This is a genomic window from Mesorhizobium sp. B2-4-3 (genome assembly GCF_006442815.1).
Classification (GTDB): Bacteria; Pseudomonadota; Alphaproteobacteria; order Rhizobiales; family Rhizobiaceae; genus Mesorhizobium.
Genome location: NZ_VFVL01000004.1, coordinates 85360 through 108100 on the forward strand (window position 1 = coordinate 85360; position 22741 = coordinate 108100).

25 protein-coding genes and 1 tRNA gene are annotated in these 22741 nt (G+C 63.6%); 17 read left to right on the forward strand and 9 right to left on the reverse strand.

Going from position 1 to position 22741, the window contains the following annotated elements; translation table 11 throughout:
* Nucleotides 1-54: 54 nt before the first annotated feature.
* Together glpK and FJ956_RS06005 are read left to right on the forward strand one after the other, a co-directional pair.
* Nucleotides 55-1548, forward strand: coding sequence for a glycerol kinase GlpK (gene glpK, locus FJ956_RS06000; protein ID WP_140672832.1), 1494 nt, complete (start codon nucleotides 55-57; stop codon nucleotides 1546-1548).
* 26 nt (nucleotides 1549-1574) lie between these two features.
* Nucleotides 1575-2051, forward strand: a complete 477-nt coding sequence (locus FJ956_RS06005) for a DUF6882 domain-containing protein (protein WP_140672833.1) — start codon at nucleotides 1575-1577, stop codon at nucleotides 2049-2051.
* A 97-nt stretch (nucleotides 2052-2148) separates the two neighbouring features.
* Here FJ956_RS06005 and FJ956_RS06010 read toward each other — a convergent pair whose 3' ends face one another.
* Nucleotides 2149-2604 (reverse strand): BA14K family protein, encoded by a 456-nt coding sequence (locus FJ956_RS06010; RefSeq protein WP_140672834.1) that lies wholly within the window; start codon nucleotides 2602-2604, stop codon nucleotides 2149-2151.
* 276 nt (nucleotides 2605-2880) lie between these two features.
* Between FJ956_RS06010 and FJ956_RS06015 the strand changes: the two genes are divergently transcribed.
* Nucleotides 2881-2956 (forward strand) — tRNA-Lys (locus tag FJ956_RS06015).
* A gap of 136 nt (nucleotides 2957-3092) precedes the next feature.
* Here the strand turns inward: FJ956_RS06015 and FJ956_RS30440 are convergent.
* A complete protein-coding gene (locus tag FJ956_RS30440; protein WP_181170072.1) occupies nucleotides 3093-3248 on the reverse strand; it encodes a hypothetical protein in 156 nt (51 codons plus the stop codon).
* 994 nt (nucleotides 3249-4242) lie between these two features.
* Here FJ956_RS30440 and FJ956_RS06030 point away from each other — a divergent pair.
* Nucleotides 4243-4449, forward strand: a complete 207-nt coding sequence (locus FJ956_RS06030) for a hypothetical protein (protein ID WP_246671964.1) — start codon at nucleotides 4243-4245, stop codon at nucleotides 4447-4449.
* 98 nt (nucleotides 4450-4547) lie between these two features.
* Nucleotides 4548-5693 (forward strand): hypothetical protein, encoded by a 1146-nt coding sequence (locus FJ956_RS06035; RefSeq protein WP_140672838.1) that lies wholly within the window; start codon nucleotides 4548-4550, stop codon nucleotides 5691-5693.
* 31 nt (nucleotides 5694-5724) lie between these two features.
* On the opposite strand, the gene dprA is transcribed toward FJ956_RS06035, so the two are convergent.
* From dprA to FJ956_RS06055, 4 genes are all read right to left on the reverse strand, one after another.
* Entirely contained in the window at nucleotides 5725-6852 is a 1128-nt protein-coding gene (dprA, locus tag FJ956_RS06040) for a DNA-processing protein DprA (protein WP_140672839.1), read from the reverse strand.
* On the reverse strand, nucleotides 6849-7430 hold the full coding sequence (gene plsY, locus FJ956_RS06045; protein ID WP_140672840.1) for a glycerol-3-phosphate 1-O-acyltransferase PlsY: 582 nt from the start codon (nucleotides 7428-7430) through the stop codon (nucleotides 6849-6851). The genes dprA and plsY overlap by 4 nt, the downstream gene beginning before the upstream one ends.
* A 192-nt stretch (nucleotides 7431-7622) precedes the next feature.
* On the reverse strand, nucleotides 7623-8909 hold the full coding sequence (locus tag FJ956_RS06050; RefSeq protein ID WP_140672841.1) for a dihydroorotase: 1287 nt from the start codon (nucleotides 8907-8909) through the stop codon (nucleotides 7623-7625).
* Nucleotides 8906-9871 carry an aspartate carbamoyltransferase catalytic subunit gene (locus tag FJ956_RS06055; protein ID WP_140642779.1) on the reverse strand — a complete coding sequence of 322 codons (966 nt, stop codon included), beginning with the start codon at nucleotides 9869-9871 and terminating at the stop codon, nucleotides 8906-8908. Before FJ956_RS06055 ends, FJ956_RS06050 begins: the two co-directional genes overlap by 4 nt.
* 184 nt (nucleotides 9872-10055) lie before the next feature.
* Between FJ956_RS06055 and FJ956_RS06060 the strand changes: the two genes are divergently transcribed.
* Entirely contained in the window at nucleotides 10056-11684 is a 1629-nt protein-coding gene (locus tag FJ956_RS06060) for a DNA alkylation response protein (RefSeq protein WP_140672842.1), read from the forward strand.
* 60 nt (nucleotides 11685-11744) lie between these two features.
* Here the strand turns inward: FJ956_RS06060 and FJ956_RS06065 are convergent, their stop codons facing one another.
* Nucleotides 11745-12308 carry a hypothetical protein gene (locus FJ956_RS06065; RefSeq protein WP_140672843.1) on the reverse strand — a complete coding sequence of 188 codons (564 nt, stop codon included), beginning with the start codon at nucleotides 12306-12308 and terminating at the stop codon, nucleotides 11745-11747.
* Between the two features lie 513 nt (nucleotides 12309-12821).
* Between FJ956_RS06065 and FJ956_RS06070 the strand changes: the two genes are divergently transcribed.
* A complete protein-coding gene (locus FJ956_RS06070; RefSeq protein ID WP_140672844.1) occupies nucleotides 12822-13379 on the forward strand; it encodes a hypothetical protein in 558 nt (185 codons plus the stop codon).
* Nucleotides 13379-13720, forward strand: a complete 342-nt coding sequence (locus FJ956_RS06075; protein WP_140672845.1) for a DUF6105 family protein — start codon at nucleotides 13379-13381, stop codon at nucleotides 13718-13720. Before FJ956_RS06070 ends, FJ956_RS06075 begins: the two co-directional genes overlap by 1 nt.
* On the opposite strand, the gene ruvX is transcribed toward FJ956_RS06075, so the two are convergent.
* Nucleotides 13662-14144, reverse strand: a complete 483-nt coding sequence (gene ruvX / locus FJ956_RS06080; RefSeq protein ID WP_140672846.1) for a Holliday junction resolvase RuvX — start codon at nucleotides 14142-14144, stop codon at nucleotides 13662-13664. The two genes, FJ956_RS06075 and ruvX, sit on opposite strands and share 59 nt — an antisense overlap.
* Nucleotides 14145-14362: 218 nt before the next feature.
* On the opposite strand from ruvX, the gene FJ956_RS06085 reads away from it, so the two are divergent.
* The 5 genes from FJ956_RS06085 (at nucleotide 14363) to FJ956_RS06105 (ending at nucleotide 18481) form a co-directional block, all read left to right on the forward strand.
* Nucleotides 14363-15070 (forward strand): metal-dependent hydrolase, encoded by a 708-nt coding sequence (locus FJ956_RS06085; RefSeq protein WP_140672847.1) that lies wholly within the window; start codon nucleotides 14363-14365, stop codon nucleotides 15068-15070.
* A gap of 268 nt (nucleotides 15071-15338) precedes the next feature.
* Entirely contained in the window at nucleotides 15339-15626 is a 288-nt protein-coding gene (gene gatC, locus FJ956_RS06090; protein WP_140545764.1) for an Asp-tRNA(Asn)/Glu-tRNA(Gln) amidotransferase subunit GatC, read from the forward strand.
* A gap of 3 nt (nucleotides 15627-15629) precedes the next feature.
* On the forward strand, nucleotides 15630-16088 hold the full coding sequence (locus tag FJ956_RS06095) for a GNAT family N-acetyltransferase (RefSeq protein ID WP_140672848.1): 459 nt from the start codon (nucleotides 15630-15632) through the stop codon (nucleotides 16086-16088).
* On the forward strand, nucleotides 16088-17653 hold the full coding sequence (locus tag FJ956_RS06100; RefSeq protein WP_140672849.1) for an amidase family protein: 1566 nt from the start codon (nucleotides 16088-16090) through the stop codon (nucleotides 17651-17653). The genes FJ956_RS06095 and FJ956_RS06100 overlap by 1 nt, the downstream gene beginning before the upstream one ends.
* A 30-nt stretch (nucleotides 17654-17683) precedes the next feature.
* Nucleotides 17684-18481: a YdcF family protein gene (locus FJ956_RS06105; RefSeq protein ID WP_140672850.1), complete on the forward strand. Its 798-nt coding sequence runs from the start codon at nucleotides 17684-17686 to the stop codon at nucleotides 18479-18481.
* Here FJ956_RS06105 and FJ956_RS06110 read toward each other — a convergent pair.
* On the reverse strand, nucleotides 18454-19173 hold the full coding sequence (locus tag FJ956_RS06110; protein WP_140672851.1) for a DUF599 domain-containing protein: 720 nt from the start codon (nucleotides 19171-19173) through the stop codon (nucleotides 18454-18456). The genes FJ956_RS06105 and FJ956_RS06110 overlap by 28 nt on opposite strands.
* A gap of 167 nt (nucleotides 19174-19340) precedes the next feature.
* On the opposite strand from FJ956_RS06110, the gene FJ956_RS06115 reads away from it, so the two are divergent.
* The 4 genes from FJ956_RS06115 (at nucleotide 19341) to FJ956_RS06130 (ending at nucleotide 22703) form a co-directional block, all read left to right on the forward strand.
* Complete coding sequence (locus FJ956_RS06115; RefSeq protein ID WP_140672852.1) at nucleotides 19341-20744, forward strand: L-serine ammonia-lyase; 1404 nt, start codon at nucleotides 19341-19343, stop codon at nucleotides 20742-20744.
* Nucleotides 20745-21156: 412 nt separating this feature from the next.
* A complete protein-coding gene (locus tag FJ956_RS30825; RefSeq protein WP_140672853.1) occupies nucleotides 21157-21372 on the forward strand; it encodes a type II toxin-antitoxin system HicB family antitoxin in 216 nt (71 codons plus the stop codon).
* Nucleotides 21373-21447: 75 nt separating this feature from the next.
* Nucleotides 21448-21882 (forward strand): DUF1489 family protein, encoded by a 435-nt coding sequence (locus FJ956_RS06125; protein WP_140672854.1) that lies wholly within the window; start codon nucleotides 21448-21450, stop codon nucleotides 21880-21882.
* A gap of 122 nt (nucleotides 21883-22004) precedes the next feature.
* Nucleotides 22005-22703, forward strand: a complete 699-nt coding sequence (locus FJ956_RS06130) for a molecular chaperone DnaJ (RefSeq protein ID WP_140672855.1) — start codon at nucleotides 22005-22007, stop codon at nucleotides 22701-22703.
* Nucleotides 22704-22741: the final 38 nt, after the last annotated feature.

A 22741-nucleotide genomic window follows, 5' to 3' on the forward strand; every position in this document is an offset into this window, starting at 1 on the left:
CAGGGGAGGCGGCTTTGCCGTCTCCCCTGTTGCATGAGACGTGGAGGATGCGGAATGAGCGGTTTTGTGCTGGCCATCGACCAGGGGACGACGTCGACCAGGGCGATCCTGTTCGACGACAAGATGAAAGTCGCCGGCACTGGCCAGCAGGAATTCACGCAGCATTATCCGGCCTCCGGCTGGGTCGAGCATGATCCGGAAGACATATGGGCCAGCGTTCTCGCCACGGTGAAGGCCGCGCTCAAGGCCGCCGGCCGCACGGCATCGGATGTGGCCGCGATCGGCATCACCAACCAGCGCGAGACGGTCGTTATCTGGGACAAGGCGACCGGCAAGCCGATCCACAATGCGATCGTCTGGCAGGACAGGCGCACGGCGCCGCTCTGCCAGAAGCTGAAGAAGCAGGGATTGGAGAAGACATTCACGAAGAAGACCGGCCTGCTGCTCGATCCCTATTTCTCCGGCACCAAGATCGCCTGGATGCTGGACAAGGTGAAAGGCGCCAGGAAGCGCGCCGAGAAGGGCGAACTCCTCGCCGGCACTATCGACAGTTTCCTGATCTGGCGGCTGACCGGCGGCCAAGTACACGCCACCGACGCGACCAACGCCTCGCGCACTTTGGTCTACAACATCGAGAAGAATGTCTGGGACGACGAGCTGCTTTCGATTCTGAATATCCCGGCCGCGATCCTGCCGCGGGTGAAGGATTGCGCCGACGATTTCGGCGTCACCGAGAAGAGCCTCTTTGGGGCCGAGATGCGGATCCTCGGCGTGGCCGGCGACCAGCATGCGGCGACCATCGGCCAGGCCTGCTTCGAACCCGGCATGATGAAATCCACCTACGGCACCGGCTGCTTCGCGCTGCTAAACACGGGCGCCGACCTTGTGCGCTCGAGGAACCGCCTGCTCACGACGATCGCCTATCGGCTGAACGGCAAAACCACCTATGCGCTGGAAGGTTCGATCTTCATCGCGGGCGCCGCCGTGCAGTGGCTGCGCGACGGCATCAAGGTTATCGGCAAGGCCGAGCAAAGCGGCGCCTTGGCGGCGGCCGCGGACCCGGCGCAGCAGGTCTATCTGGTGCCGGCCTTCGTCGGGCTTGGCGCGCCACATTGGGACGCGGACGCGCGCGGCGCCATCTTCGGCCTGACGCGCAACTCCGGCCCAGCCGAGCTCGCGCGCGCCGCACTTGAATCGGTCGCCTTCCAGACCCGCGACCTGCTCGACGCCATGCGCAAGGACTGGAAGGGCGCTTCCGCCAAGACGGTGCTTCGCGTCGACGGCGGCATGGTGGCGTCCGACTGGACCATGCAGCGGCTCGCCGACATTCTCGACGCGCCGGTCGACCGCCCGACGATCCTGGAGACGACGGCGCTGGGCGCCGCCTGGCTCGCCGGTTCGAAGGCCGGCGTATGGCCGAAAGCAAAGGAATTTGCTGAGAGCTGGGCGCTTGAACGGCGCTTCATGCCGCAGATGGATGCGGCCGCGCGCGCGGCGAAACTGGCCGGATGGCGCGAAGCGGTGCGCAGGACGCTAAGCGTGCGATAGCGATTTACGGGATTGGGCGAGGGGAAATGCAGCCGGATTGGTATCCTGCTTGGCGCGATGAGGCCTTCCAACAGCTCACGGCCAAGAACGCGCGCCTGGAGAAGGATTTCCGCCTCGGCAGCTGGTCGCGTTATGACTACGACTTGACGGCCGGAACGCTGGTGTTTTCCGACCAGAGTGGCGTCAAGGTCGTTTCGGAAATCCAGATTGCGGGCTCCACCAGCGCCAAGGCCGGCAATTGGCTCTGGGCGTGGGCCAATTCGAACTTGCCTGGCGACCTCCTCAGCGACGCGAAGCTGGTGCGATCCTTCGGTGAGGAAAAGGGCGTGGACGACCTGGCCCGGGCCTATGTGGACGATACGGGCGGCGACCTGGAAGCACTCGGCTGGGAGCTGACGGCGGCGATGGTTCGGGCTTGCAATGCGCTTGGAGCTTACCGCTCCCCGCGGGGTGAAGGCGGAGCGCTATATCTGGTCCTCAAGACTATAAGATGGGCGGCCTGACACGGTCCTTCGCTGTAAGGCATAGTGGAAAACGAGAGAGCCCGTGCCTCTCGAGGCACGGGCTCAGTCAACGACCCTGGGTACTGACTGGAGGCCGTCAGTAGGGCGACATGCACTGCTGACGCGGGCCGTTGTAAGGCTGGAAGGTGTTGTCCGAGGCGCGATACGAGCGGTAACGGTCGTAGCACCACTGCACATGCGAGTTGCCGCGATAGACGCGGTTGTTCTCGCTGTTGACGATGGCGCCGGTGATCAGCGCGCCGGTGGCGAAAGCAGCCAGCGGGAACCAGTAGTCGCCATGACGGCGATAGCCGCGGCGATATTCACGATAGCCGCGATGGCCGTTCCAGTAGGCGCCGCCACCGCGACGCGAGAAATCGCGGTTGAAGCCGCGGTGCCTTCTCCAATCCCGATACTGCACGGTCTGGACATCTGACGACAGGCCCTGGGGTTGCGGCACATAGGCCGGCTGAGCGTTGACCGGCACCATCTCGGCCGCGATGAACGACGCCGAGAGAGCGGTTGCCAGCAGTCCCGATGCGATCTTGTTCATTAATCTTCTCCTAGAGGTTGATCGACGTCCCTGTTTTGCGAAACGGGTCCGGGTTGCAAATTGTTCCCGTTTCAATATCAACCCCTTGTTGTGGAGCTTTCTGAAGCAATACGGACACGGGCCATTGGCGCGGGCAAGCCGCTCGCAAACACCCTCGGCGCCCCTCGAAATCTGTTCAAAAAATCCACCTTGGAAGCCTGTCTTTTTCCGGTTGACCGGCCGCGGCACTCTCCCTATGTTCCGCGCAATTTCGAGGGCGGCGTTCCGAGCCCACGGGAGCGCGTAGCTCAGCCGGTAGAGCAACTGACTTTTAATCAGTAGGTCATGGGTTCGAATCCCATCGCGCTCACCAAAAAACACCGTAAAATCAAATAGATAGTGGAAAGCCCTGCTGACGAAATCGGCTGCTTTTCGCACGGGGTTCCGAGAGGGTTTCGACAAGCGAGGGTAGGGGCTACGCCTCGCCTGACGAAACTTGTCCCGAAATGTCAGCCTTGTTCGAGAGGAACGACGGCGCACGCGATTCCGAGTATAGGGATCGGGCCGCCGAAATGCAGCGACAGGTCTATGCCGTCATCGTGGCCGCGGTTGTGCCAGGCTGGAAACAGCTCGGCCGCTATGAGATGTTCCTTGGCCGCGGCCATGAATTCCCTCGCAGCAGCCTGTATGCGCTCATCTGTTGTTCGGTTGGTTATGTTGCGTCTCCGCCGATGTTGAAGTTTGCGGAGAAATGATAACCCGGACCCGATATGCGTTTCGCCTCTCTGCGCAAATAAAAGCTGCGTGTTCCCTCGTAACAAAATCAATGCGTTGGGCATTTGGCTAATGTGCAAGCCCACTTTCCTGAGCGCGGTGTAGGCTAAAAAAGAGTGGACCGATGGATACCTGGATTGACTGTCTCGCCTTGCCCGCGCAATTGTGGCGACGGGTGGAGGGTTGTGATGGGAATTCTTATAGTAGCAGTTCTTATCGGGCTGTTGCCGGCTGCAATCGCAAGTTCGAAGGGCCGATCGTTTGTATTGTGGTGGATCTATGGGGCGGCACTGTTCATCGTAGCGCTGCCGCACGCGCTCATAATGCGCTCGGATCAACGAGCAATTGAAGGCCGCGCCATCTCCAGCGGGATGAAGAAATGTCCGCAGTGTGCCGAGCTCATCAAAAGCGAGGCGAAGATTTGCCGCTACTGCCACAACGCAGTGTAGAGCCCGGGGACAAGATGAAGTGGTCTATAGCGGCGGCCCTTGCGGTCTGCGTGGCGGTGCTTGGTGTGTGGCTTGGCGGCGTTCGGATCATCGTGATCCAACCGATCGGCGCAATACCTGACGGCGTGACAGCAATCATCGCCGGCGTTGAGGGCCCCAACTTCGTGGATAGTCCAGACGCGATCTGCAACAGAACTATGGGCGGGGTGTCTTTGCTATGCCGGGGCATGGTGGCGGCACGGATCGTCAACCAAGGCTACATTGTCGCGCGACTGCCATACAGCGAGACCCTGTTCAGGCTGACAGGCGGACCTTTCCGGGACGATTAAGCCCGGCAATCCGCTCCCACAAGTCTCTGCTCCCCCGGCAATCGGAACAAAAACTTATGCGCGGCTGTTTCCCTCCCGAAGGGACTGCAATTCGGGATGCGGATACAGTGGACGTACTGAACTTGGAACTGGCCAGGGCCAGGCAGAGCGTAAAGCGCGCAGAGATTTCGCTCAATCATGCAAAAGAAATGCTGGATGAAGAATGCGGCGTCGGGATCAATCTCGTGCTGTGCGACCGCATAAGGTCGGAGAAGAAGCGAGTGGCGGAGGCCAGAAAGCGGCTGATGAATATCGCTTCGACCGCCTCAGCCTGACGGGGTGACTTTCCCCAAGACAAGGGTGATCCTGCCGCGTTGCCTTGTCCCTGGATAAGGTCGTGGTTAAACTCGGCGCCTCCGAAGGAGGCTCCAGGATGACACTCGACCTTTCGGTAGACGCTCAGGTTCCCAAGGCCGCGCCCAAGCCTGGCAAATATCTTTTCGGCCCGGTCGCCGATTTCCTCATGCTGGGCGGCAGCGCGTTTCTGATCCTGCCGGTGCTGTTCTTCGTGCCGCGCGCCTATGAAGGTCCGCTAGCCGCGACGATGGTCGTCGTGGCCTATCTGGTGAATTATCCGCACTTCGCCCATTCCTACCAGATTTTCTACCGCAATTTCGGCCGCAAGGCGCGTGGCGAGGGCTACGACAGGAGCCTGCAGCTTCGCTATATTTTCGCCGGCGTCGTCGTGCCAGTGGTCATGGCCCTGTTCTTTGCCTATGGCGCGGCGACGTCGAACACGCGGCTGCTGGGCTTCGCGGCCAACGCGATGTTCTTCTTCGTCGGCTGGCACTACGTCAAGCAAGGCTACGGCATGCTGATGGTCGACGCCGTCCTGAAACGCAAATTCTTCGACGACCGGGACAAGAAGGTGCTGCTCGTCAACAGCTACGCGGTGTGGATCCTGGCCTGGCTGCAGACGAACACGGCCGTGACGCAGGGGCAATATTACGGTCTTCAATATTACACCTTCGCGGCGCCGTCCTGGATCACCGACATTGCCGTGCTGGCGGCCGTCGGATCGACGGCGGTCACGCTCCTGATGCTGGTCAACCGCTGGCGAAGGAATGGCGGCGGACTGCCTTACAACGGGATCGTGGCCTATGTCGCATCGCTCTATCTCTGGATCCTGATCGCCAGGATAAACCCGCTCTGGCTTCTCGTGGTGCCGGCGCTTCACTCGCTCCAATATCTGGCCGTGGTGTGGCGCTATCAGACCAATGTCGAGCGTGACGTCTCGGACGCCGCGCGGGATCCGGAGCCGAAGATACTATCCGTGCTTGGGCCCCGCTACCGGTTGCGGGTGCTGGGGTTCATCATCGGGGGCGGCGCCCTGGGCTATCTCGGCTTCTGGCTGATCCCCTTCGTGCTGACCGCCCTGATCCCATACGACAGCCAGGTCCTCGGTTCCTCGCTGTTCTTCTTCATCGTGCTGATCTTCATCAACGTGCACCATTATTTCCTCGACAACGTGATGTGGCGCCGCGGCAATCCGGAAGTGTCCAAATATCTGTTCCGGTAGTGAAATCTGACTTGCAAGCGGACGCGCCGGGTCACGCGATCAGCGACACATTTCCGCCGGCGTGGCGCTCGAGCCGGCCGGCGAGGTCGAGTTCTAGAAGCACCATCGCGATCTGCGCGGCGCTCAATCCCGTGTGGCGGATGATCTCGTCTATGCCTGTCGGCGTCGGCCCAAGCGCTTCCAGCACATCGGCGCGGTCGTTTTCGCCGGGCGGCGGCATGGCGGATATGTCGGGCGCCTCGGCAACTGGCGCGGTTCTTGGAGCCCGGGTGCCGGCAAGCGGCGCCAGCGCACCGAGCACATCGGCGGCCTCGGTGACGAGCGTGACGCCGTCCTTGAGCAGCGCGTTGCAGCCGGCGGCGCGCGGATCGAGCGGCGAGCCCGGCACGGCGAAGACGAGCCGGCCCATTTCATTGGCGAGGCGCGCGCTGATCAGCGAGCCGGAGCGCTGTGCGGCCTCGACCACCACCAGTCCAAGCGCCATGCCTGCGACCAAGCGGTTGCGGCGCGGGAAATCCTGGGCGCGAGGCTGCCAGCCGAACGGCATTTCCGAAACGATAGCGCCGCCGCGATCGGCGATCTCGTCGCAAAGGCCGGCATTTTCGGGCGGGTAGGGGACATCGAGCCCGCCGGCCAGTACGCCGACGGTTCCGGTCGAAACACTGCCCTTATGCGCGGCCGTGTCGATGCCGCGCGCCAGACCGGAAACGATGGCGTAGCCTTCGCTGCCGAGATCGGCTGCCAGCAGGCGCGCCATCTTGATGCCGGCCAGCGAGGCGTTGCGGGCGCCGACGATCGCCACCGCCGGCAAGCGGAAGACCGCGCCTTCGCCTTTCACCGCCAGCAGCGGCGGCGGGTTGTCCAGCATCCTCAGCAAGGGTGGATAATCGGCTTCGCCGATACCGACGAAGCGGGCGCCGGCACGCCGGGCTGCGTCCAGCTCGGCTTCGGCCTCGGCGACGGAAGGGATGCGGACGATACGGTTGGCGCCGCCGGAGATCATCAGCTCGGGCAGCATTTCAAGCGCGGCTTCGGCCGAGCCGAAGCGGTTGATCAACTCGCGAAACGAAGCAGGGCCGACATTGGGCGTGCGGATCAGGCGAAGCCAGGCAAGCCGCTGCCGGTCGCTGAGGCGCGGGCCGGCGGCCGGCGCGCTCATCCGTTCGCCCCGATCTTGCCCTCGGTGCCGGCCAGCAGACGCGAGATGTTGGCACGATGCTTGACGATGACGATCAGGCTCATCACGGCGAACAGGCCGGCGATCTGCGGCGTGCTTATGAAATAGAGCGCGATCGGCACGACCACCGCGGCCGCCAGCGCCGCCAGGGAGGAATAGCGAAACAGGAAGGCCATAGCGAGCCAGACGACGGCGAAGACGAGCATGCCTTGCCAGGCAAGGCCGAGCAGCACGCCCAGATAGGTGGCGACGCCCTTGCCGCCCTTGAAGCCGAGCCAGACCGGGAAAAGATGGCCGAGGAAAGCGCCGAAGCCGGCCAACAGGCCGAAGTCCGGCGAAAAATGCCCGGCGACCAGCACCGCGGCCGTACCTTTCAGCGCATCGAGCAGCAGCGTGGCGGCAGCGAGCCCCTTATTGCCCGTCCTCAGCACATTGGTCGCGCCGATATTGCCGGAGCCGATCTTGCGGACGTCGCCGAGCCCGGCCGCGCGGGTGATCAGGAGGCCGAACGGGATCGAACCGAGCAGATAGCCGAAGACGAGCGCGACCGCGTAACCCATTGTTTCCCCCTTATTTCCTGTCGTTCCGGTTGCTCGCTCCAGGATTGAGGTACTGTGCGTTATGCAACCATGGTTTGCAAGAGCTAGGCCTGCTCAGGCATCAGTTGGTCATTCATAATGGTAGAGTCGGGAGGGTTCGCCAAGTAACTCTGTGCAGGGGCAGGCCAGGCAGGGCTCAAAGCGATGGGTGGTCTATGCGGAAAACACCGTGCGTCCCGCAACCATCGTTTGCAAGACCTTGCCCTGCAGCCGCGCGCCTTCGAAACAGCTGTTCTTCGAGCGCGAGCGCAGACCGCTTTCGCTGACGATCCACGGCTCGTCGACGTCGACAAGCGCGAGATCGGCCGGCGCGCCCGGCTTCAAGGTGCCGCCCGGCAGGCCGAACAGTCTTGCCGGCGCCGTGGACAGCGTCTCGATCAGCCTCAGCAACGGCACGTCGGCATTGTGGTAGAGCCGAAGTGCTACGCCAAGCAGCGTCTCCAGCCCGATGGCGCCGGCGGCGGCATCGGCAAAGGGCAGGCGCTTGGTGTCGACGTCCTGAGGGTCGTGCGAGGAGACGATGATGTCGATCGTGCCGTCCTTGATCGCCTCGATCATCGCCAGCCGGTCGTCCTCGGCACGCAAGGGCGGGGTCAGCCGGAAGAAGGTGCGGTATTCGCCGACGTCGTTCTCGTTGAGCGACAGGTTGTGGATGGCGACGCCGGCCGTGACATTGGCGCCGTCGGTCTTGGCCCTGTTCACCGCGCCGGCCGCCATCGCGGACGAGATTTTTGCGGCGTGATAGGCGCCACCGGTCAGCCGGGCCAGTGCCAGGTCGCGTTCAAGAGGAATGAGCTCGGCCTCGCGCGGGATGCCAGAGAGGCCAAGCCAGCTTGCATAAAGTCCTTCGTTCATCACGCCGGACGAGGCGAGGTCGGCATCCTGGGTTTCGTGGGCGATCACACCGCCGAAATCGCGGGCGTAGGTGAGCGCGCGGCGCATCACCAGCGCATTGGCGATCGTGTGGCGGCCGTCGGTGTAGGCAACGGCGCCGGCTGCGCGCAGCAGGCCGAATTCGGTCATCTCGCGGCCTTCGAGGCCCTTGGTGATCGCGGCCGCCGGGAAGATGTTGACGCTTGCGGTGTCCCTCGCGGTGCGCAGCACGAATTCGACCAGCGCCACATTGTCGATCACCGGATCGGTGTCCGGCATCATGACGATGGAGGTGACGCCGCCCGCCGCCGCCGCGACGCTTGCCGAGGCGATGGTCTCGCGATGCTCGCCGCCTGGTTCGCCGATGAAGACGCGCGCGTCGACAAGGCCCGGAATGATCGTCTTGCCGGCGCAGTCGACGACGGTGGCGCCTTCCGGCACGCCCTGGTTCAATGCCGCCTTTCCGGCCGCGACGATTCTGCGGCCGTCGACGATGACGCTGCCGATCTCGTCGACGCCGCGCGACGGGTCGACAATGTGCGCCTTGCTGAAGACGGTCACGCTCATGCGCCGCGCCCCTCGTGGTTGCGGCGCGGGTCGAGCAGAGCTTCCATGACCGCCATGCGTACGGCGACCCCCATCTCCACCTGTTCCTGGATGACGCTTTGCGGCCCATCGGCGATTTCGGAGGCGATTTCCACGCCACGGTTCATCGGACCGGGATGCATGACCAGCGCATCGTCCTTGGCGGCTTTCAGCTTTTCGGCATCCAGGCCGAAATAATGGAAATATTCGCGGATCGAGGGCACGAAGGCGCCTTCCATGCGCTCGCGCTGCAGGCGCAGCATCATGACGACGTCGGCATCCTTCAGGCCCTCGGCCATCGAGCGCGCGACGATCACGCCCATCCTGTCGATGCCGGACGGCAGCAATGTCGAGGGCGCGACGACGCGCACCTGCGCGCCAAGCGCGTTCAGAAGCATGATGTTGGAGCGGGCGACGCGCGAATGCAGGATGTCGCCGCAGATCGCCACGATCAGCTTCGACAACGGCCCCTTGGCGCGGCGGATGGTCAGCGCATCGAGCAGCGCCTGCGTCGGATGCTCGTGCGCGCCGTCGCCGGCATTGACCACCGAGCAGCCGACCTTCTGCGCCAAGAGCGCCGCCGCCCCGGCCGACTGGTGGCGGATGATCAGGATGTCCGGCCGCATGGCGTTGAGCGTCATCGCCGTATCGATCAGCGTCTCGCCCTTCTTCACCGAAGAGCTTGCCACCGACATGTTCATGACGTCGGCGCCAAGCCTTTTCCCGGCCAGCTCGAAGGACGATTGTGTGCGGGTCGACGCCTCATAGAACAGGTTGATCTGGGTTCGGCCGCGCAGCGTCGAGGTCTTCTTTTCCGATTGCCGCGAGATCGCCACGGCCTGGTCCGCCCGATCGAGCAGCAGCTCGATATCGGCGGGGGAAAGATCGCGGATGCCCAGAAGATGGCGGTGGGGAAAGAGCGGCAGGGACGAAGCGTCGGTCATCTCAAGGCGCTGCTATAGGGTGCGGTCCGGCCTGCCGCAAGCGCCAGCTTTGCATTGCGAGCGTTCTCCCCGGTATTTTCGTCGCGCGCCTTGCATGGCTTGGGCTATAAGGCCCCGTGGCTTCGGATTCGCGACCGCGGCCTTGAAAATGATAAGAACCTCCCTGCCAAACGAAGGATTGGGCTTGACCGACGAGGTGATCAACCAGCCGCCGCCGCTGACGGGCGGCAACGCATGGCGGGGCGATCCGTTGCTCATCCAGCTTGCCGAGCGTTTTTCCGACCCCGTACGCAAGGATCTCGACGGCCTTGGCCGGTTCGTCATGACGCAGGAGGCGCAGGAGCTCGCCCGCCTCGCCAACACCGACACGCCGAAATTGCGGACCCATGACCGCCAGGGCCGCCGCCTCGACCTGGTCGAATACCATCCGGCCTATCACGCCTTGATGCGCCGCTCGGTCGCCGGCGGGCTGCATTCTTCCGTGTGGGAAAACGGCGATGCCGAGATCGGCCGTCGCCATCAGGTGAGGGCGGCGCGCTTTTATCTGACCGCCGAGCTCGAGACCGGGCATCTTTGCCCTATCACCATGACCAGCGCCTCGCTGGCGGCCTTGATGGCAAGTCCGAAGCTTTTCCGCGAATGGGCGCCGCGCGTGACGACGCGCAAATACGACCAGACGCAGAAGCCTCCGGTGCAAAAGACCGGACTGACGCTCGGCATGGGCATGACCGAGAAGCAGGGCGGCACCGATGTGCGCGCCAACACCACCAGGGCGGAGCGTACGGGAAGCGGCTTCTACCGGTTGACCGGCCACAAATGGTTCATGTCGGCGCCGATGTCGGATGCCTTCCTGGTGCTCGGTCAGGCGCCGGAGGGGCTGTCCTGCTTTCTCGTGCCGCGCATCCTGGGCGACGGCTCCGGCAACGGCTTCCGCTTCCAGCGTCTGAAGGACAAGCTCGGCAACCGCTCGAACGCGTCGTCGGAGGTGGAGTTCGTCAACGCGATCGGCGAGATGGTCGGCGACCCGGGCGCCGGCGTCAAGACGATCATGGACATGGTGACGCTGACCAGGCTCGACTGCGCGGTCGCTTCGTCGGCGCTGATGCGGGCGGGCCTCGCCGAGGCCGTCCATCACACGCGTCATCGCCAGGTGTCCGGTTCCAACCTGATCGACCAGCCGCTGATGCAGCGGGTTCTGGCCGACATGGCGCTCGATGTCGCCGCGGCCACGGCGCTGTCGTTCCGGCTGGCGCGTTCTTTCGACGAGGCGGCAAGCGATCGCGGCGAGGCGGCCTTTGCCCGCGCCATGACGCCTGTCGTCAAATACTGGGTCTGCAAGATCGCGCCGCAGCTGCTTTACGAGGCGATGGAATGCCTTGGCGGCAACGGCTATGTCGAGGAAGCGCCGCTTGCCCGCTACTACCGGGAGGCGCCGGTCAATGCGATCTGGGAGGGCTCTGGCAATGTCATGGCGCTCGACGTGCTGCGCGTGCTTGGCCGCGCGCCCGGCCTGTTCGAGGAGGTGCTGACCGGCATCGACCGCGATCTCGGCACCGGCGGGCGCGGCACCATCGGCGTGCTGAAAGCTGCCATGCAGGTCGCCGCGACCGACCAGGGTTCGGCGCGCCTGCTCACCGAACAGCTGGCGCTTTCGGCCGCCGCGGCGGAGCTTCGCAGGCTGGGGGCAGGGCGGATCGCCGACGCTTTCGTCGAAACGCGGCTCGGCGGCCAGTGGCGCACCACCTACGGCATGCTCGATTCGCGCCACGACGCGCGCATGATCATCGACACGCTCTATCCGCCGGTGACCTGATCCGGCTCTAAAATCTCTCAAGAAAATCACCTCAGAAAGCAGAAGAGGTGTGTTCTCCGCCTACCAGGTCACGTAGTAATCCAGACCATCGATCGACCCCACGCCTTGACGAACACCCGCCGCGGCCTGAGCGTCATAGAAGCTCCGGTTAATCGTGTCCCAGCCGGCACCACCAATCAGGCTGCCATCTTTGTACAGATCGTACTGAATCGTCTCGTAGCCGAGGTCCTTGACGTCGCTGGCCCTTTGTATCTTCACGTTGCCGCTGGCGAGCGCTTCATTGAAACCGTCGAGGCCGGTCCAGGCATCCTTTACGTAGGACATCACGGTCTTCTGGAACTCTGCATCGCTGACCACCGGTTTCTGCACCCGTGTGGCACTATCAGCTCCAAGTGATCGCAGGCGCTCTGCATGTTCGGCCGGTAGGTCCGAAAGCTGTGAACCCCGTACCAGCTGCCCGATCTTCAGGATCGCGTCAGATACAGCGGGCGACAGCCGCACGCTTGTCTTCGGATCAATGCTCGGTGTACCCGCCAACTGCGTAGCCTGGCTTACATTGATGCGGGATTTGATCAGATTGAGCGTGGCAAGCGCAGTCGCCGCACTCGCGTTGACAGACACCATCTTTGGCTCCCCAGACATTTGCCGCCGTCATAGGCGTTCGATGTCAATGCGTGACGACTTCATGCGTCACAAACTTAGGTTTCGCCTTTAGCCAATAAAAAATCATTAATTTCCAGTGTTGGTAGATGGATTCGACTTGTGGCGCAACGAAATAACTTAGCAAAAGAGAGAGTGGTATGTTAAAAACAACTGATATTGAAGTTTAGGCGGCGGCAATATTAGATACTTCTAACTTTGGCCCATTACGGAGTATGGGGGTGCTCACCCTCGTGGATGTTTCGAAGGAGTATCGATACGGCCTCGTGAGGACACCGTGCTGACAGGCATTTCCCTTCGATAGCTGCAGGTGAACTTCTGGGGGATATGCATTAACGGCAGATTGCCGATCTGTGGATAGCTGTTAACCTTAACAAATGGTTTCCGTTGCGGCGAACCGCTGCAAAGCCCACTCTCCGCTTTGCTGGAGTAGGGATCGGTTAACCATGACCCCCGAGCTCCGCCAGCGGGAAGCGTATGCGGCACGTGTTGAGCTCAGTTCTGGCCTTGCATTGGGCGGTGGTTTTCGCCCTGCTTGCCTATATCTGCTTGGACGGCAGCCGCGGCATAGCGGCGGCGCTTGGCGTGCTCGGCCTCTCAGTCCAGGGCAACCGGTTTCCGCAGTTTGAAAATGCCGTCGTGGTCGCGCCGCTTTCGGTCGCGCTGTTGACCGTCGCGGTGCTGTTCTGCTGGACCTTCGTCGAAACGTTGCTCAATGCGGCGGCAAGGCCGGACGCGGGCGAGAGCGTGGCGCGGATCGCCTTCATCTCGGCGTCCTTCCTGCTCTCGCTGATCCTCATCGTCGGCGTGGCGCAAGGCATAGACGGCCTGCTCATGATCGTCGCCATCCAGATGACGGCGCTGCTCGCTTCCTACGTCGCCGTGCTGGCCGAACGCCGTTCCACCTTCGCCGCGATGAATCTGCCGGAGGGCGATGTTCGCGCCGCCTCGCGCATGGCGATGGGCGCCGCGCACAGCTCGCTCCTTTCCCGCATATCCGGCCGCCCGGAAGGCAAGCCTGGAGGCAGCCGCTGATGCGCACGATATTCGCTCTCTGGGCCGCTCCGATGGCCATCTTCTGGGGTTGGTTCTTCCTGTCGGCCAACGACATGAATTTCGGCTATGTGATGCTGAGCCGACAGGTGCACGATTTCGCTTTCCAGCTCTACGGCCAGATGCTCGGCATCGATCCGGCCATTATCCCCGGCATGGTGGCGCGGACCTGCGTTTTCGACTTTTTCCTGCTGATGGGGCTTTGGGCCTTCCGCCGCCGGCGCAACATCGCCGAATGGATCAGGCAGCGCCGGCACGGCGATATCAGCTCCGATCGGCTCGGCCCAGCGACTGAAGCCGGTCCAACGCTCCCTGCAGAATAAAGGCGGCGGCCGCCGAATCGATCTTGCCGGCGCGCTTCTTGCGCGAGAAATCCATCTCGATCAGCGTGCGTTCAGCAGCGACCGTCGACAGCCGCTCGTCCCACAGCACGAAGGGCAGATCCGACAGCGACGCCATGTTGCGGACGAAGGCACGCGATTTCTGGGCCCGCGGTCCTTCCGAGCCGTCCATGTTGACCGGCAGGCCGAGCACGACGGCGCCGACATTGTCCTTCTCGAGCTGAGCGAGCAACTGGGCAGCATCGAGCGAAAACTTCTTACGCAGGATGACCGGGCGCGGATGGGCGAAGGACAGCCGGCGATCGGCAACCGCCACGCCGATCGTCTTGTCGCCGAGATCGAGCCCGGCGAGCGTCTTGCCGACGGCAAGCCGCTCCGGCAGCTCCTCGATTGAAATAATGCCCAACGGCTTTTCCTGACGTTAGAGCATTGCACCGTTTCACGGAAACGGTGAACCGCTCTATCTCTTTGTTTTTACGCAGTTCCGGACGGAAAACCGATCGCACTTTTCCTGGAACTGCTCAAGGGCGTCACACATGCTTTTGACGGTGGGAAGCGCCGCGCTACTTTCAATTTGGCGCCAGCGTTCTATCTTCCGGCAACGGAAAAATCGAGGAAGCATTCATGAAACTGACCTGGTATGGACATTCGGCGTTCCGCGTCGAGACCAAGGACGCCACCATTCTCATCGACCCCTATCTGGTCGGCAATCCATCCTGGACGGGCGGCTGGGAAGGACCGGCGGAGGGCGCGACCCACGTGCTCCTGACCCACGGCCACAACGACCATGTCAGCGGCGCGGTCGAAGTGCTGAAGAAAAGCGGCGCCATGCTGGTCGCCAATTTCGAGATCTGCATGTATCTCGTCGGCCAGGGCGTCAGCGGCGACAAGATCAATCCGGGCAATATCGGCGGCACCGTCGATTGCGGCCCTTTCACCACGACCTTCGTCCAGGCGCTGCACTCGTCCTCCTTCGGCGGCGAAGGCGGCACGAACACCTATCTTGGCAATCCGGGCGGGCTTGTCCTGCACTTCCCCGAGGACAAGACGCTCTACCACATGGGCGACACCGACATCTTCTCCGACATGGGGCTGATCAACGAGCTGCACGAGCCGAAGATCGGCATCGTGCCGATCGGCGACCGCTTCACCATGGGCGGCGCGGTGGCGGCGCTTGCCTGCCGCCGCTTCTTCGGCTTCGATACAGTCGTTCCCTGCCATTTCGGCACTTTCTCGATGATCGACCAGACCGCCGACAAGTTCGTCGCGGGCATGGAGGGCTCAGGCGTCAATGTAGCGTTGCCGGAAATAGGCAAGGCGATCACGATCTAGGTTGCTCCGTCAGGAATCTGGAATGAAACCATGGCCTTGAGATAGACTCTTTGCGTTTCGATGCCGGTCGCGGCAACGCCGGCGCCGGCCGGTCGACGATGAGGGCGAGCAGTCCAGCAACGGCGGCAGCTACTATCATTGCGAAGGCGTGGCGCTGCCTCAGTAGCGGAGCGGGCGGCCGCGTGCCGACCGCTCCGGCATCATCCATGTTGCGCGCTGAGCGCGGCGCCGCTATAGCCCGCACTGGTTTTCCCGAGGCGAAAAGAACATGTCCGTTGATCTTCAGACCGTGAAGCGCGTCGCGCACCTTGCCCGCATAGCGGTGAGCGAGGAGGACGCCGAGCGCATGACCGGCGAATTGAACGCCATCCTCGGCTTCGTCGAGCAATTGAACGAAGTCGATGTCTCGGGCGTCGAGCCGATGACCTCGGTCACGCCGATGGAGATGAAGAAGCGCCAGGATGCCGTCACCGACGGCAACAAGGCGGCCGACATCGTCGCCAACGCGCCGGCGACGGAAGAGAACTTCTTCCTCGTTCCGAAGGTGGTGGAGTAGGCTGTGGCTGTCGAGATCGCCGTCGAGACGCCTTTGCAGGACGACGTGCGCGTGCTGGTCGCCGAGCTCAACGCCGCGTTGCTCGAGCTGACGCCGCCTGAGCATTGCTATCATCTCACCGTCGAGCAGATGGCGGGCGAGGATACGACCGTATTCATCGCCCGCGACCACGGCCTGGCCGTCGGCTGCGGCGCGCTCAAGCGCCATGACGATGCCACTGGCGAGGTCAAGCGCATGTATACGCGGCCTTCGCATCGCGGCAGAAAGATCGGCGCCGAGATCGTCGGACGGGTCGAGGCGCTTGCCCGGCAGGAAGGGCTGACGCGCCTGGTCCTTGAAACCGGCGACCGGCACCCCGCCGCCTGGACCGTCTATGAGCGCGCCGGATTCTCGCGTTGCGGACCGGTGCTGGATTATCCCGATTCTGAGTGGTCGGTGTTTTACGAAAAGAGCCTTGCCTGATGAGCGAACTCACACATCTCACCATTTCCGAGGCCCGCGCCAAGCTGCGCGGCAAAGAGATCACCGCGGCCGAGATCACCGAGGCCTATCTCGCGGCGATCGAGCGCGCCAATCCCGTGCTCAATGCCTATGTGGCTGTCACCGCCGAGAAGGCGCGCGACATGGCCAATGCTTCCGATGCCAGGCTGGCCACGGGCGAGGGCGGCGCGCTGGAAGGCATTCCGCTCGGCATCAAGGACCTGTTCGCCACCCAAGGCATCCACACCCAGGCCTGCAGCCATGTGCTGGACGGCTTCAAGCCGCACTACGAGTCGACCGTGACCACCAATCTGTGGGCCGACGGCGCGGTGATGCTCGGCAAGCTCAACATGGACGAGTTCGCCATGGGCTCGTCGAACGAGACCTCCTATTACGGCCCGGTCATCAATCCGTGGCGGCGTTCGCGCCTCGATACGGTCGTCATGCCGACGACGCATCAGGGCGACGGCGGCTTTGTTTCCGCCGGCGGCACGAAGACGGCGCGGACCTTGGACAATGCCCAGTTGGTGCCGGGCGGCTCGTCCGGCGGCTCGGCATCGTCCGTGGCCGCCTTCCTCTGCGCGGGCGCCACCGCCACCGACACCGGCGGCTCGATCCGCCAGCCCGCCGCCTTGACCGGCACGGTCGGCATCAAGCCGACCTACGGCCGCTGCTCGCGCTGGGGCATCGTCGCCTTCGCTTCCTCGCTCGACCAGGCCGGGCCGATCGCGCGCGACGTGCGCGACGCCGCGATCCTGTTGAAGTCGATGGCCTCCGTCGATCCGAAGGACACGACCTCGGTCGACCGGCCGGTGCCGGACTATGAAGCGGCGATCGGCAAGCCGATCAAGGGCATGAAGGTCGGCATTCCGAAGGAATACCGTGTCGACGGCATGCCGGAAGACATCGAGGCGCTCTGGCAAAAGGGCATTGCCTGGCTGAAGGATGCCGGCGCCGAGATTGTCGACATCTCGCTGCCGCACACCAAATACGCCTTGCCGGCCTACTATATCGTGGCGCCCGCCGAGGCTTCGTCGAACCTCGCCCGCTACGACGGCGTGCGCTACGGCCTGCGCGTGCCCGGCAAGGACATCGTCGAAATGTATGAGAAGACCCGCGCCGCCGGTTTCGGCCGCGAGGTCAAACGCCGGATCATGATCGGCACCTATGTGCTGTCGGCCGGCTATTACGACGCCTACTATCTGCAGGCGCAGAAGGTGCGCACCCTGATCAAGCGCGACTTCGAGAACGTCTTTGCCGCCGGCGTCGACGTCATCCTGACGCCGGCCACGCCGTCGGCCGCCTTCGGCATCGCCGACGAGGACATGGCTTCCGATCCGGTCAAGATGTATCTCAACGACATCTTCACCGTGACGGTGAACATGGCGGGCCTTCCCGGCATTTCCGTGCCGGCCGGCCTCGACGGCAAGGGCCTGCCGCTCGGCCTGCAGCTCATCGGCCGCCCGTTCGACGAGGAAACGCTATTCCAGACGGCGCATGTGATCGAGCAGGCGGCGGGCAGATTCCAGCCGGAGAAGTGGTGGTAGCGTCGCCCCTCATCTGACAAGGGGCGATGCATGTTCTACTATCTTTCCAAGATTCTCTGGTTCTTCATCCAGCCGGTCAACCTCGCGATCTTCCTGTTGCTCGCCGGCCTTTTGGCAGCGCTGCTCGGGCGGTGCCGGCTGGCGGCGACGGGCAGCGTGCTGGGCATCGCGATCCTGGTTCTTTCGGCCTGGACGTCGGTCGGCGCGATGATGCTCAATCCGCTCGAAGAACGCTTCCCCAAGCCGCCGCTACCGGAAAAGGTCGACGGCATCGTCGTGCTTGGCGGCGGCTTTGAGGGCGCCATCAATCTGGCGCGCGGCGGCTATGAGCTGAACAGCGGCGGCGACCGCATGGTGGAGACCGCGATCCTGGCGAGGCGCTTTGCGCAAGCAAAGGTCGTCGTGTCCGGCGGCAACGGCTCGCTTTTCCTCGACGGCGAGGGCGACGCCGACACGGCGCCGCGGCTGCTCGGGGCGCTCGGCGTTTCGGCCGATCGCCTGATCCTCGAGGACAAGTCCCGCAACACTTATGAGAACGCGGTGCTCTCGCGAAAATTAGTTGAGCCGAAGCCGGGCGAGACCTGGCTGTTGGTAACCTCGGCTTTCCACATGCCGCGCGCCAAGGCGCTGTTCGACAAGGCAGGTTTTGCGACCATTCCGTGGCCGGTCGACTATCGCACCTCGGGCAGGGAAGGCGTCGGCTTCTACCGCGACAACCCCGTCGATTCGGTGCAGGCGACCACCATCGCGGTGCGCGAGTGGATCGGTCTTTTCGCCTACAGGCTGTCCGGGAGGATCGATCAGTTCTTCCCCGGGCCGGGCGGCTGACCGATCACCGCCTGCCGCGCCGCGGAGAAGAACTGGCGGCGCACCAGCACGGCAAACAGCACCAGCGTCGACACCACGAACACCACCGGGTCGACGAACCAGCCGAGATAGCCGATCGAGAAGAAGACGGCGCGCAGGCCTGAGTTGAAGTGCTTGCCGGCAAGCACGTTCATGCGCGTCGCCCGCCACACCGCCGTTTCGCTGACCGGGTTGCGCGAAGCCGGGCCATGCGGGGTCGGCACCGCGCCGATCAGGATCGAGCAATAGTTGAACAGGCGGTAGGCCCAGCCGAATTTGAAGAAGGCGAAGGCGAGGATCAGCACCAGGCCGAACACCTTGGTCTGGAAGGCTTCGCGCGACGGAGCCGCGCCGAAGGGCAAGTCGGCCAACACTTGAAGCACGCGGTCGGAGGCGCCGAGCAGGGCAAAGCAGCCGCCGAGCGCGATCAGGGACGAGGAAGCGAAGAAGGCGGTGCCTTGTTGCAGGCCGCCCATGATGGCGGTGTCGACGATGCGGATCTCACGTTCGGCCATGTTGCGCATCCAGGCCTCGCGCTGGGCATTCATCGCCGTGGTCAGCGACATGCGACGGACCAGCTTGCCGTCCGAGGCGAGCGTGTGCGCAACCCAGACGACCAGGAAGAAGGCCAGCGCCGCCAGATCGGCCGCCGAAAGATGAAGCGAGTCGCCCATCCATTGCTTTTAACACAAGGGGTGCCGGCACTTCGACAGGCGGCAAGCGATGTCGCTGGCGGAGCAAACAAGGTCGGCAGTCGCCGGGCCGCGCCGTGCAAAAGAGCGGAAACATCCCGGGAATTCCTATATGTAAGTTTGAGCGGTCCTCAGGAGACAACGCCCTAGTGTTCCTTTCGGTTTTCGACCTGTTCAAGATCGGCATCGGCCCGTCGAGCTCGCACACGATGGGGCCGATGACGGCCGCGCGCCGGTTCCTCGATGAGATCCTGGCCGGTGACTGGCCTCGTCCCGCCGGCGTCAAGGTCGACCGCATCGGCGCCAGCCTGCACGGCTCGCTTGCCTATACCGGTATCGGCCATGGCTCGGACCGCGCCGTCATCCTGGGCCTGGCCGGCCAGACGCCGCAGACGGTCGATCCGGACGAGGCCGACGGCATCGTCGCCCGCATCGGCGCGGAGAAGCGCATCTCGCCGCCCGGGCATCCGGCATACCGCTTCGATCCCGCCAGGGACCTCGTGCTCGACCGCAAGACGCCGCTGACCGGCCACGCCAACGGCATGGCCTTCTATGCCTATGACGCATCCGACCGGCTGCTGCTCAAGCGCATCTATTATTCGATCGGCGGCGGTTTCGTCGTCTCCGAGGAAGAGCTGCAGCGCATGAAGGCAAAGGGCTCGGTGACGACCGAGGGCAAGAACGTGCCGTACCCCTTCAAGAACGCCGTCGAAATGCTGGCGATGGCGGCCAAGAGCGGGCTTTCGATCGCCGAGATGAAGCGCGCCAACGAGGAAAAGCATATGTCGCGCGAGGAGCTCGATGAAGGCCTCGACGCGATCTGGGGAGCGATGAAGGGCTGCATCGATCGGGGCCTGTCGCAGGACGGCATCATGCCGGGCGGTTTGAAGGTGCGCCGCCGGGCGCGGCAGCTGCACGACAAGCTGCAGGAACAGTGGCAGCAGAACAGGCCCAATCCCTTGCTCGCCAATGACTGGCTGTCGATCTATGCGATGGCGGTCAACGAGGAGAATGCCGCCGGCGGGCGCGTGGTGACGGCGCCGACCAACGGCGCTGCCGGCACGCTGCCGGCGGTGCTGCGCTACTGGCTGCATTTCCATCCCGAAGCCGACCAGCCAAGCATCCGCGATTTCCTGCTGACGGCCGCCGCTGTCGGTGGCATCATCAAGTCCAACGCCTCGATCTCGGGCGCCGAGGTTGGTTGCCAGGGCGAGGTGGGTTCCGCTTCGGCGATGGCCGCCGCCGGGCTGTGCGCCGTCATGGGCGGCACGCCCGAGCAGGTCGAGAACGCCGCCGAGATCGCGCTCGAGCATCATCTCGGCATGACCTGCGATCCGGTCGGCGGCCTTGTGCAGGTGCCCTGCATCGAGCGCAACGCGCTTGGCGCGGTGAAGGCTGTGACGGCCGCTTCCCTGGCCATCAAGGGCGACGGCACGCATTTCGTGCCGCTCGACGCCGCGATCGAGACCATGCGCCAGACCGGCCTCGACATGAACGAGAAATACAAGGAAACCAGCCTCGGCGGCCTCGCGGTCAATGTGGTGGAGTGCTGAGCAGGCTTCGCAGCCAAGATTTCCCACGGTTTCCCTGCGTCTTTGAAGACGCTCGAGATTGGTCAAGTCGCTCCCAATGTCGTCATTCTAGGGCGGAGCAAGGAGCGAAGCGACGCGCGCAGACCCTGGAATCCATGCCGTTACCTGCACGCGCCACCACGGTGCAGACTCGAAGTTCGACGAGGGTGCCTGGCGAAAGCTATTCGCGACCGCTGCGTTCTACGGTCTGCGTTACGGCATGGATCCTCGGGTCTGCGCGCGTCGCTTCGCTCCTTGCTCTGCCCGTGGATGACGAGCGATGGGTGTTTCGGCTGACCTCCAAGGCCGACTACCCGCGCAACCATCATCCGATCCGTCACCTTCTATGCTAAGAAACCATCAGAAAATGGCTGGAAAGCCATGGAGTCAGACGATGAAGAACATCATTGAGATCGACGGTTATAAGGCTACCGTGGCGTTCGACCCTAAAATAGGGATGTTGAGAGGCGAGTTTCTCGGACTTGCCGGGGGCGCCGACTTCTATGCGCAGGATGTCGAGCAGCTCTACGTCGAAGGGGCGAAATCTTTGGCGATCTTTCACGAAATTTGCAGGGAGAAGGGCCTCGCGACGGCGATGCAAGCCTCTTGAGCCGACAGCCTTTCTTGCCTGTGCAAAACCGCCCGAGGCGTTGAACCCCCGCTACGCCGTCGCTAGATTGCGACCATGCTCAATCTCCTAAAACTCTGCGTCGGTTGCGACAGCGTCGAGGACCTCGAGGAGTGGATCGCCTTCCGTCTCGACGAGCGGCGACGCGCCGGCGAGCCGGCCGAACACTGGCACACCACCCGAATGGTGCCGACGCGCGGCAGCGAGATCACCGATGGCGGCTCGCTCTATTGGGTGATCAAGGGCAGCGTGCAGTGCCGGCAACTGATCACCGAGATCCGGCCCTTCACTGACGATGAAGGTATCGGCCGCTGTCATCTAATGCTCGATCCTGCGGTCGTGCGCACCGACTGGCAGCCGCGCCGCGCCTTCCAGGGCTGGCGTTATCTCAAGCCCGCCGATGCGCCGGCCGATCTCGGCAAGGGCAGGGCGGCGTTGGCCGAGATGCCGCCGAAGCTGAGGCTCGAACTCGCCGAGCTCGGTCTGCTCTAGCGCGGCTTTGTTTATCGCCCGCGGCGCTGGCCCTTCGGCTCGCCCGGTGTGGGACTTGCAAGCGCCGGACCTTGGTCCCATCCTATTTCTATGCTCGGTCGTCCCTATGGCGGTGCTAATCGATGGGCGTGATCCTTGCTTTGGCAGCGGTGCTCGTGGTGCTTTTCGGCGCCGCGGTGCTCTTTGTGCGCACGGATGCGGCGAGGATGGCCGACAGCCTGAGATCGCTTGGACCGGCCCTCCTGGGGCTGGTCGGCGCGCCCATGCTGATTTTCGGCCGCAGCCTTATCGGCGGACTGCTTTTGCTTGCGGCGCTGGCCTGGGTCGGCTGGATACGCACGAGGCGGCCGCCGGCGCGCCCTGCCGCGTCCCAGCATTCGACGGTGCGCACCGCTGCGCTCGAAATGGACCTCGACCATGACAGCGGCAAACTCGAGGGGCTTGTCCTGGCCGGGCGCTATGAAGGCAAGATGCTGGGAGCCATGGGGCTGACGGATCTCCGCCAGCTTCATGGCGAGCTCAGTCCCGATCCGGAGAGCCGCCAGCTCCTAGAGACGTATCTTGACGGCCGTTTTCCCGTCTGGCGCAAGGACGCGCAGCCTCACGGTGGCGAAGGGCTGGGTGTTGCGCCAGGTGCGGGCGCCATGACTAAGGAGGAGGCCTACAAGGTCCTTGGTCTTGAAGCGGGGGCTGCCGCGGCGGATATCCGCAAGGCGCACCGCCGCCTGATGCAGCGCCTGAACGCCGATGTCGGCGGCACGTCTGTCCTGGCGGCGCGGATCAATGAAGCCAAGGACGTCTTGCTCTCCAATCACGATTAGTCTCCTTCGACGCCGGTACCTTCCGGGAGATTCAACAG

Excerpts from the sequence above, each read along its gene's own strand:
- glpK (WP_140672832.1), top strand. The coding sequence starts at position 55 with ATGAGCGGTTTTGTGCTGGCCATCGACCAGGGGACGACGTCGACCAGG.
- FJ956_RS06005 (WP_140672833.1), top strand. The coding sequence starts at position 1,575 with ATGCAGCCGGATTGGTATCCTGCTTGGCGCGATGAGGCCTTCCAACAG.
- FJ956_RS06010 (WP_140672834.1), bottom strand. The coding sequence starts at position 2,604 with ATGAACAAGATCGCATCGGGACTGCTGGCAACCGCTCTCTCGGCGTCG.
- FJ956_RS30440 (WP_181170072.1), bottom strand. The coding sequence starts at position 3,248 with ATGGCCGCGGCCAAGGAACATCTCATAGCGGCCGAGCTGTTTCCAGCC.
- FJ956_RS06035 (WP_140672838.1), top strand. The coding sequence starts at position 4,548 with ATGACACTCGACCTTTCGGTAGACGCTCAGGTTCCCAAGGCCGCGCCC.
- dprA (WP_140672839.1), bottom strand. The coding sequence starts at position 6,852 with ATGAGCGCGCCGGCCGCCGGCCCGCGCCTCAGCGACCGGCAGCGGCTT.
- plsY (WP_140672840.1), bottom strand. The coding sequence starts at position 7,430 with ATGGGTTACGCGGTCGCGCTCGTCTTCGGCTATCTGCTCGGTTCGATC.
- FJ956_RS06050 (WP_140672841.1), bottom strand. The coding sequence starts at position 8,909 with ATGAGCGTGACCGTCTTCAGCAAGGCGCACATTGTCGACCCGTCGCGC.
- FJ956_RS06055 (WP_140642779.1), bottom strand. The coding sequence starts at position 9,871 with ATGACCGACGCTTCGTCCCTGCCGCTCTTTCCCCACCGCCATCTTCTG.
- FJ956_RS06065 (WP_140672843.1), bottom strand. The coding sequence starts at position 12,308 with ATGGTGTCTGTCAACGCGAGTGCGGCGACTGCGCTTGCCACGCTCAAT.
- FJ956_RS06070 (WP_140672844.1), top strand. The coding sequence starts at position 12,822 with ATGCGGCACGTGTTGAGCTCAGTTCTGGCCTTGCATTGGGCGGTGGTT.
- FJ956_RS06075 (WP_140672845.1), top strand. The coding sequence starts at position 13,379 with ATGCGCACGATATTCGCTCTCTGGGCCGCTCCGATGGCCATCTTCTGG.
- FJ956_RS06085 (WP_140672847.1), top strand. The coding sequence starts at position 14,363 with ATGAAACTGACCTGGTATGGACATTCGGCGTTCCGCGTCGAGACCAAG.
- gatC (WP_140545764.1), top strand. The coding sequence starts at position 15,339 with ATGTCCGTTGATCTTCAGACCGTGAAGCGCGTCGCGCACCTTGCCCGC.
- FJ956_RS06100 (WP_140672849.1), top strand. The coding sequence starts at position 16,088 with ATGAGCGAACTCACACATCTCACCATTTCCGAGGCCCGCGCCAAGCTG.
- FJ956_RS06105 (WP_140672850.1), top strand. The coding sequence starts at position 17,684 with ATGTTCTACTATCTTTCCAAGATTCTCTGGTTCTTCATCCAGCCGGTC.
- FJ956_RS06110 (WP_140672851.1), bottom strand. The coding sequence starts at position 19,173 with ATGGGCGACTCGCTTCATCTTTCGGCGGCCGATCTGGCGGCGCTGGCC.
- FJ956_RS30825 (WP_140672853.1), top strand. The coding sequence starts at position 21,157 with ATGAAGAACATCATTGAGATCGACGGTTATAAGGCTACCGTGGCGTTC.
- FJ956_RS06125 (WP_140672854.1), top strand. The coding sequence starts at position 21,448 with ATGCTCAATCTCCTAAAACTCTGCGTCGGTTGCGACAGCGTCGAGGAC.
- FJ956_RS06130 (WP_140672855.1), top strand. The coding sequence starts at position 22,005 with ATGGGCGTGATCCTTGCTTTGGCAGCGGTGCTCGTGGTGCTTTTCGGC.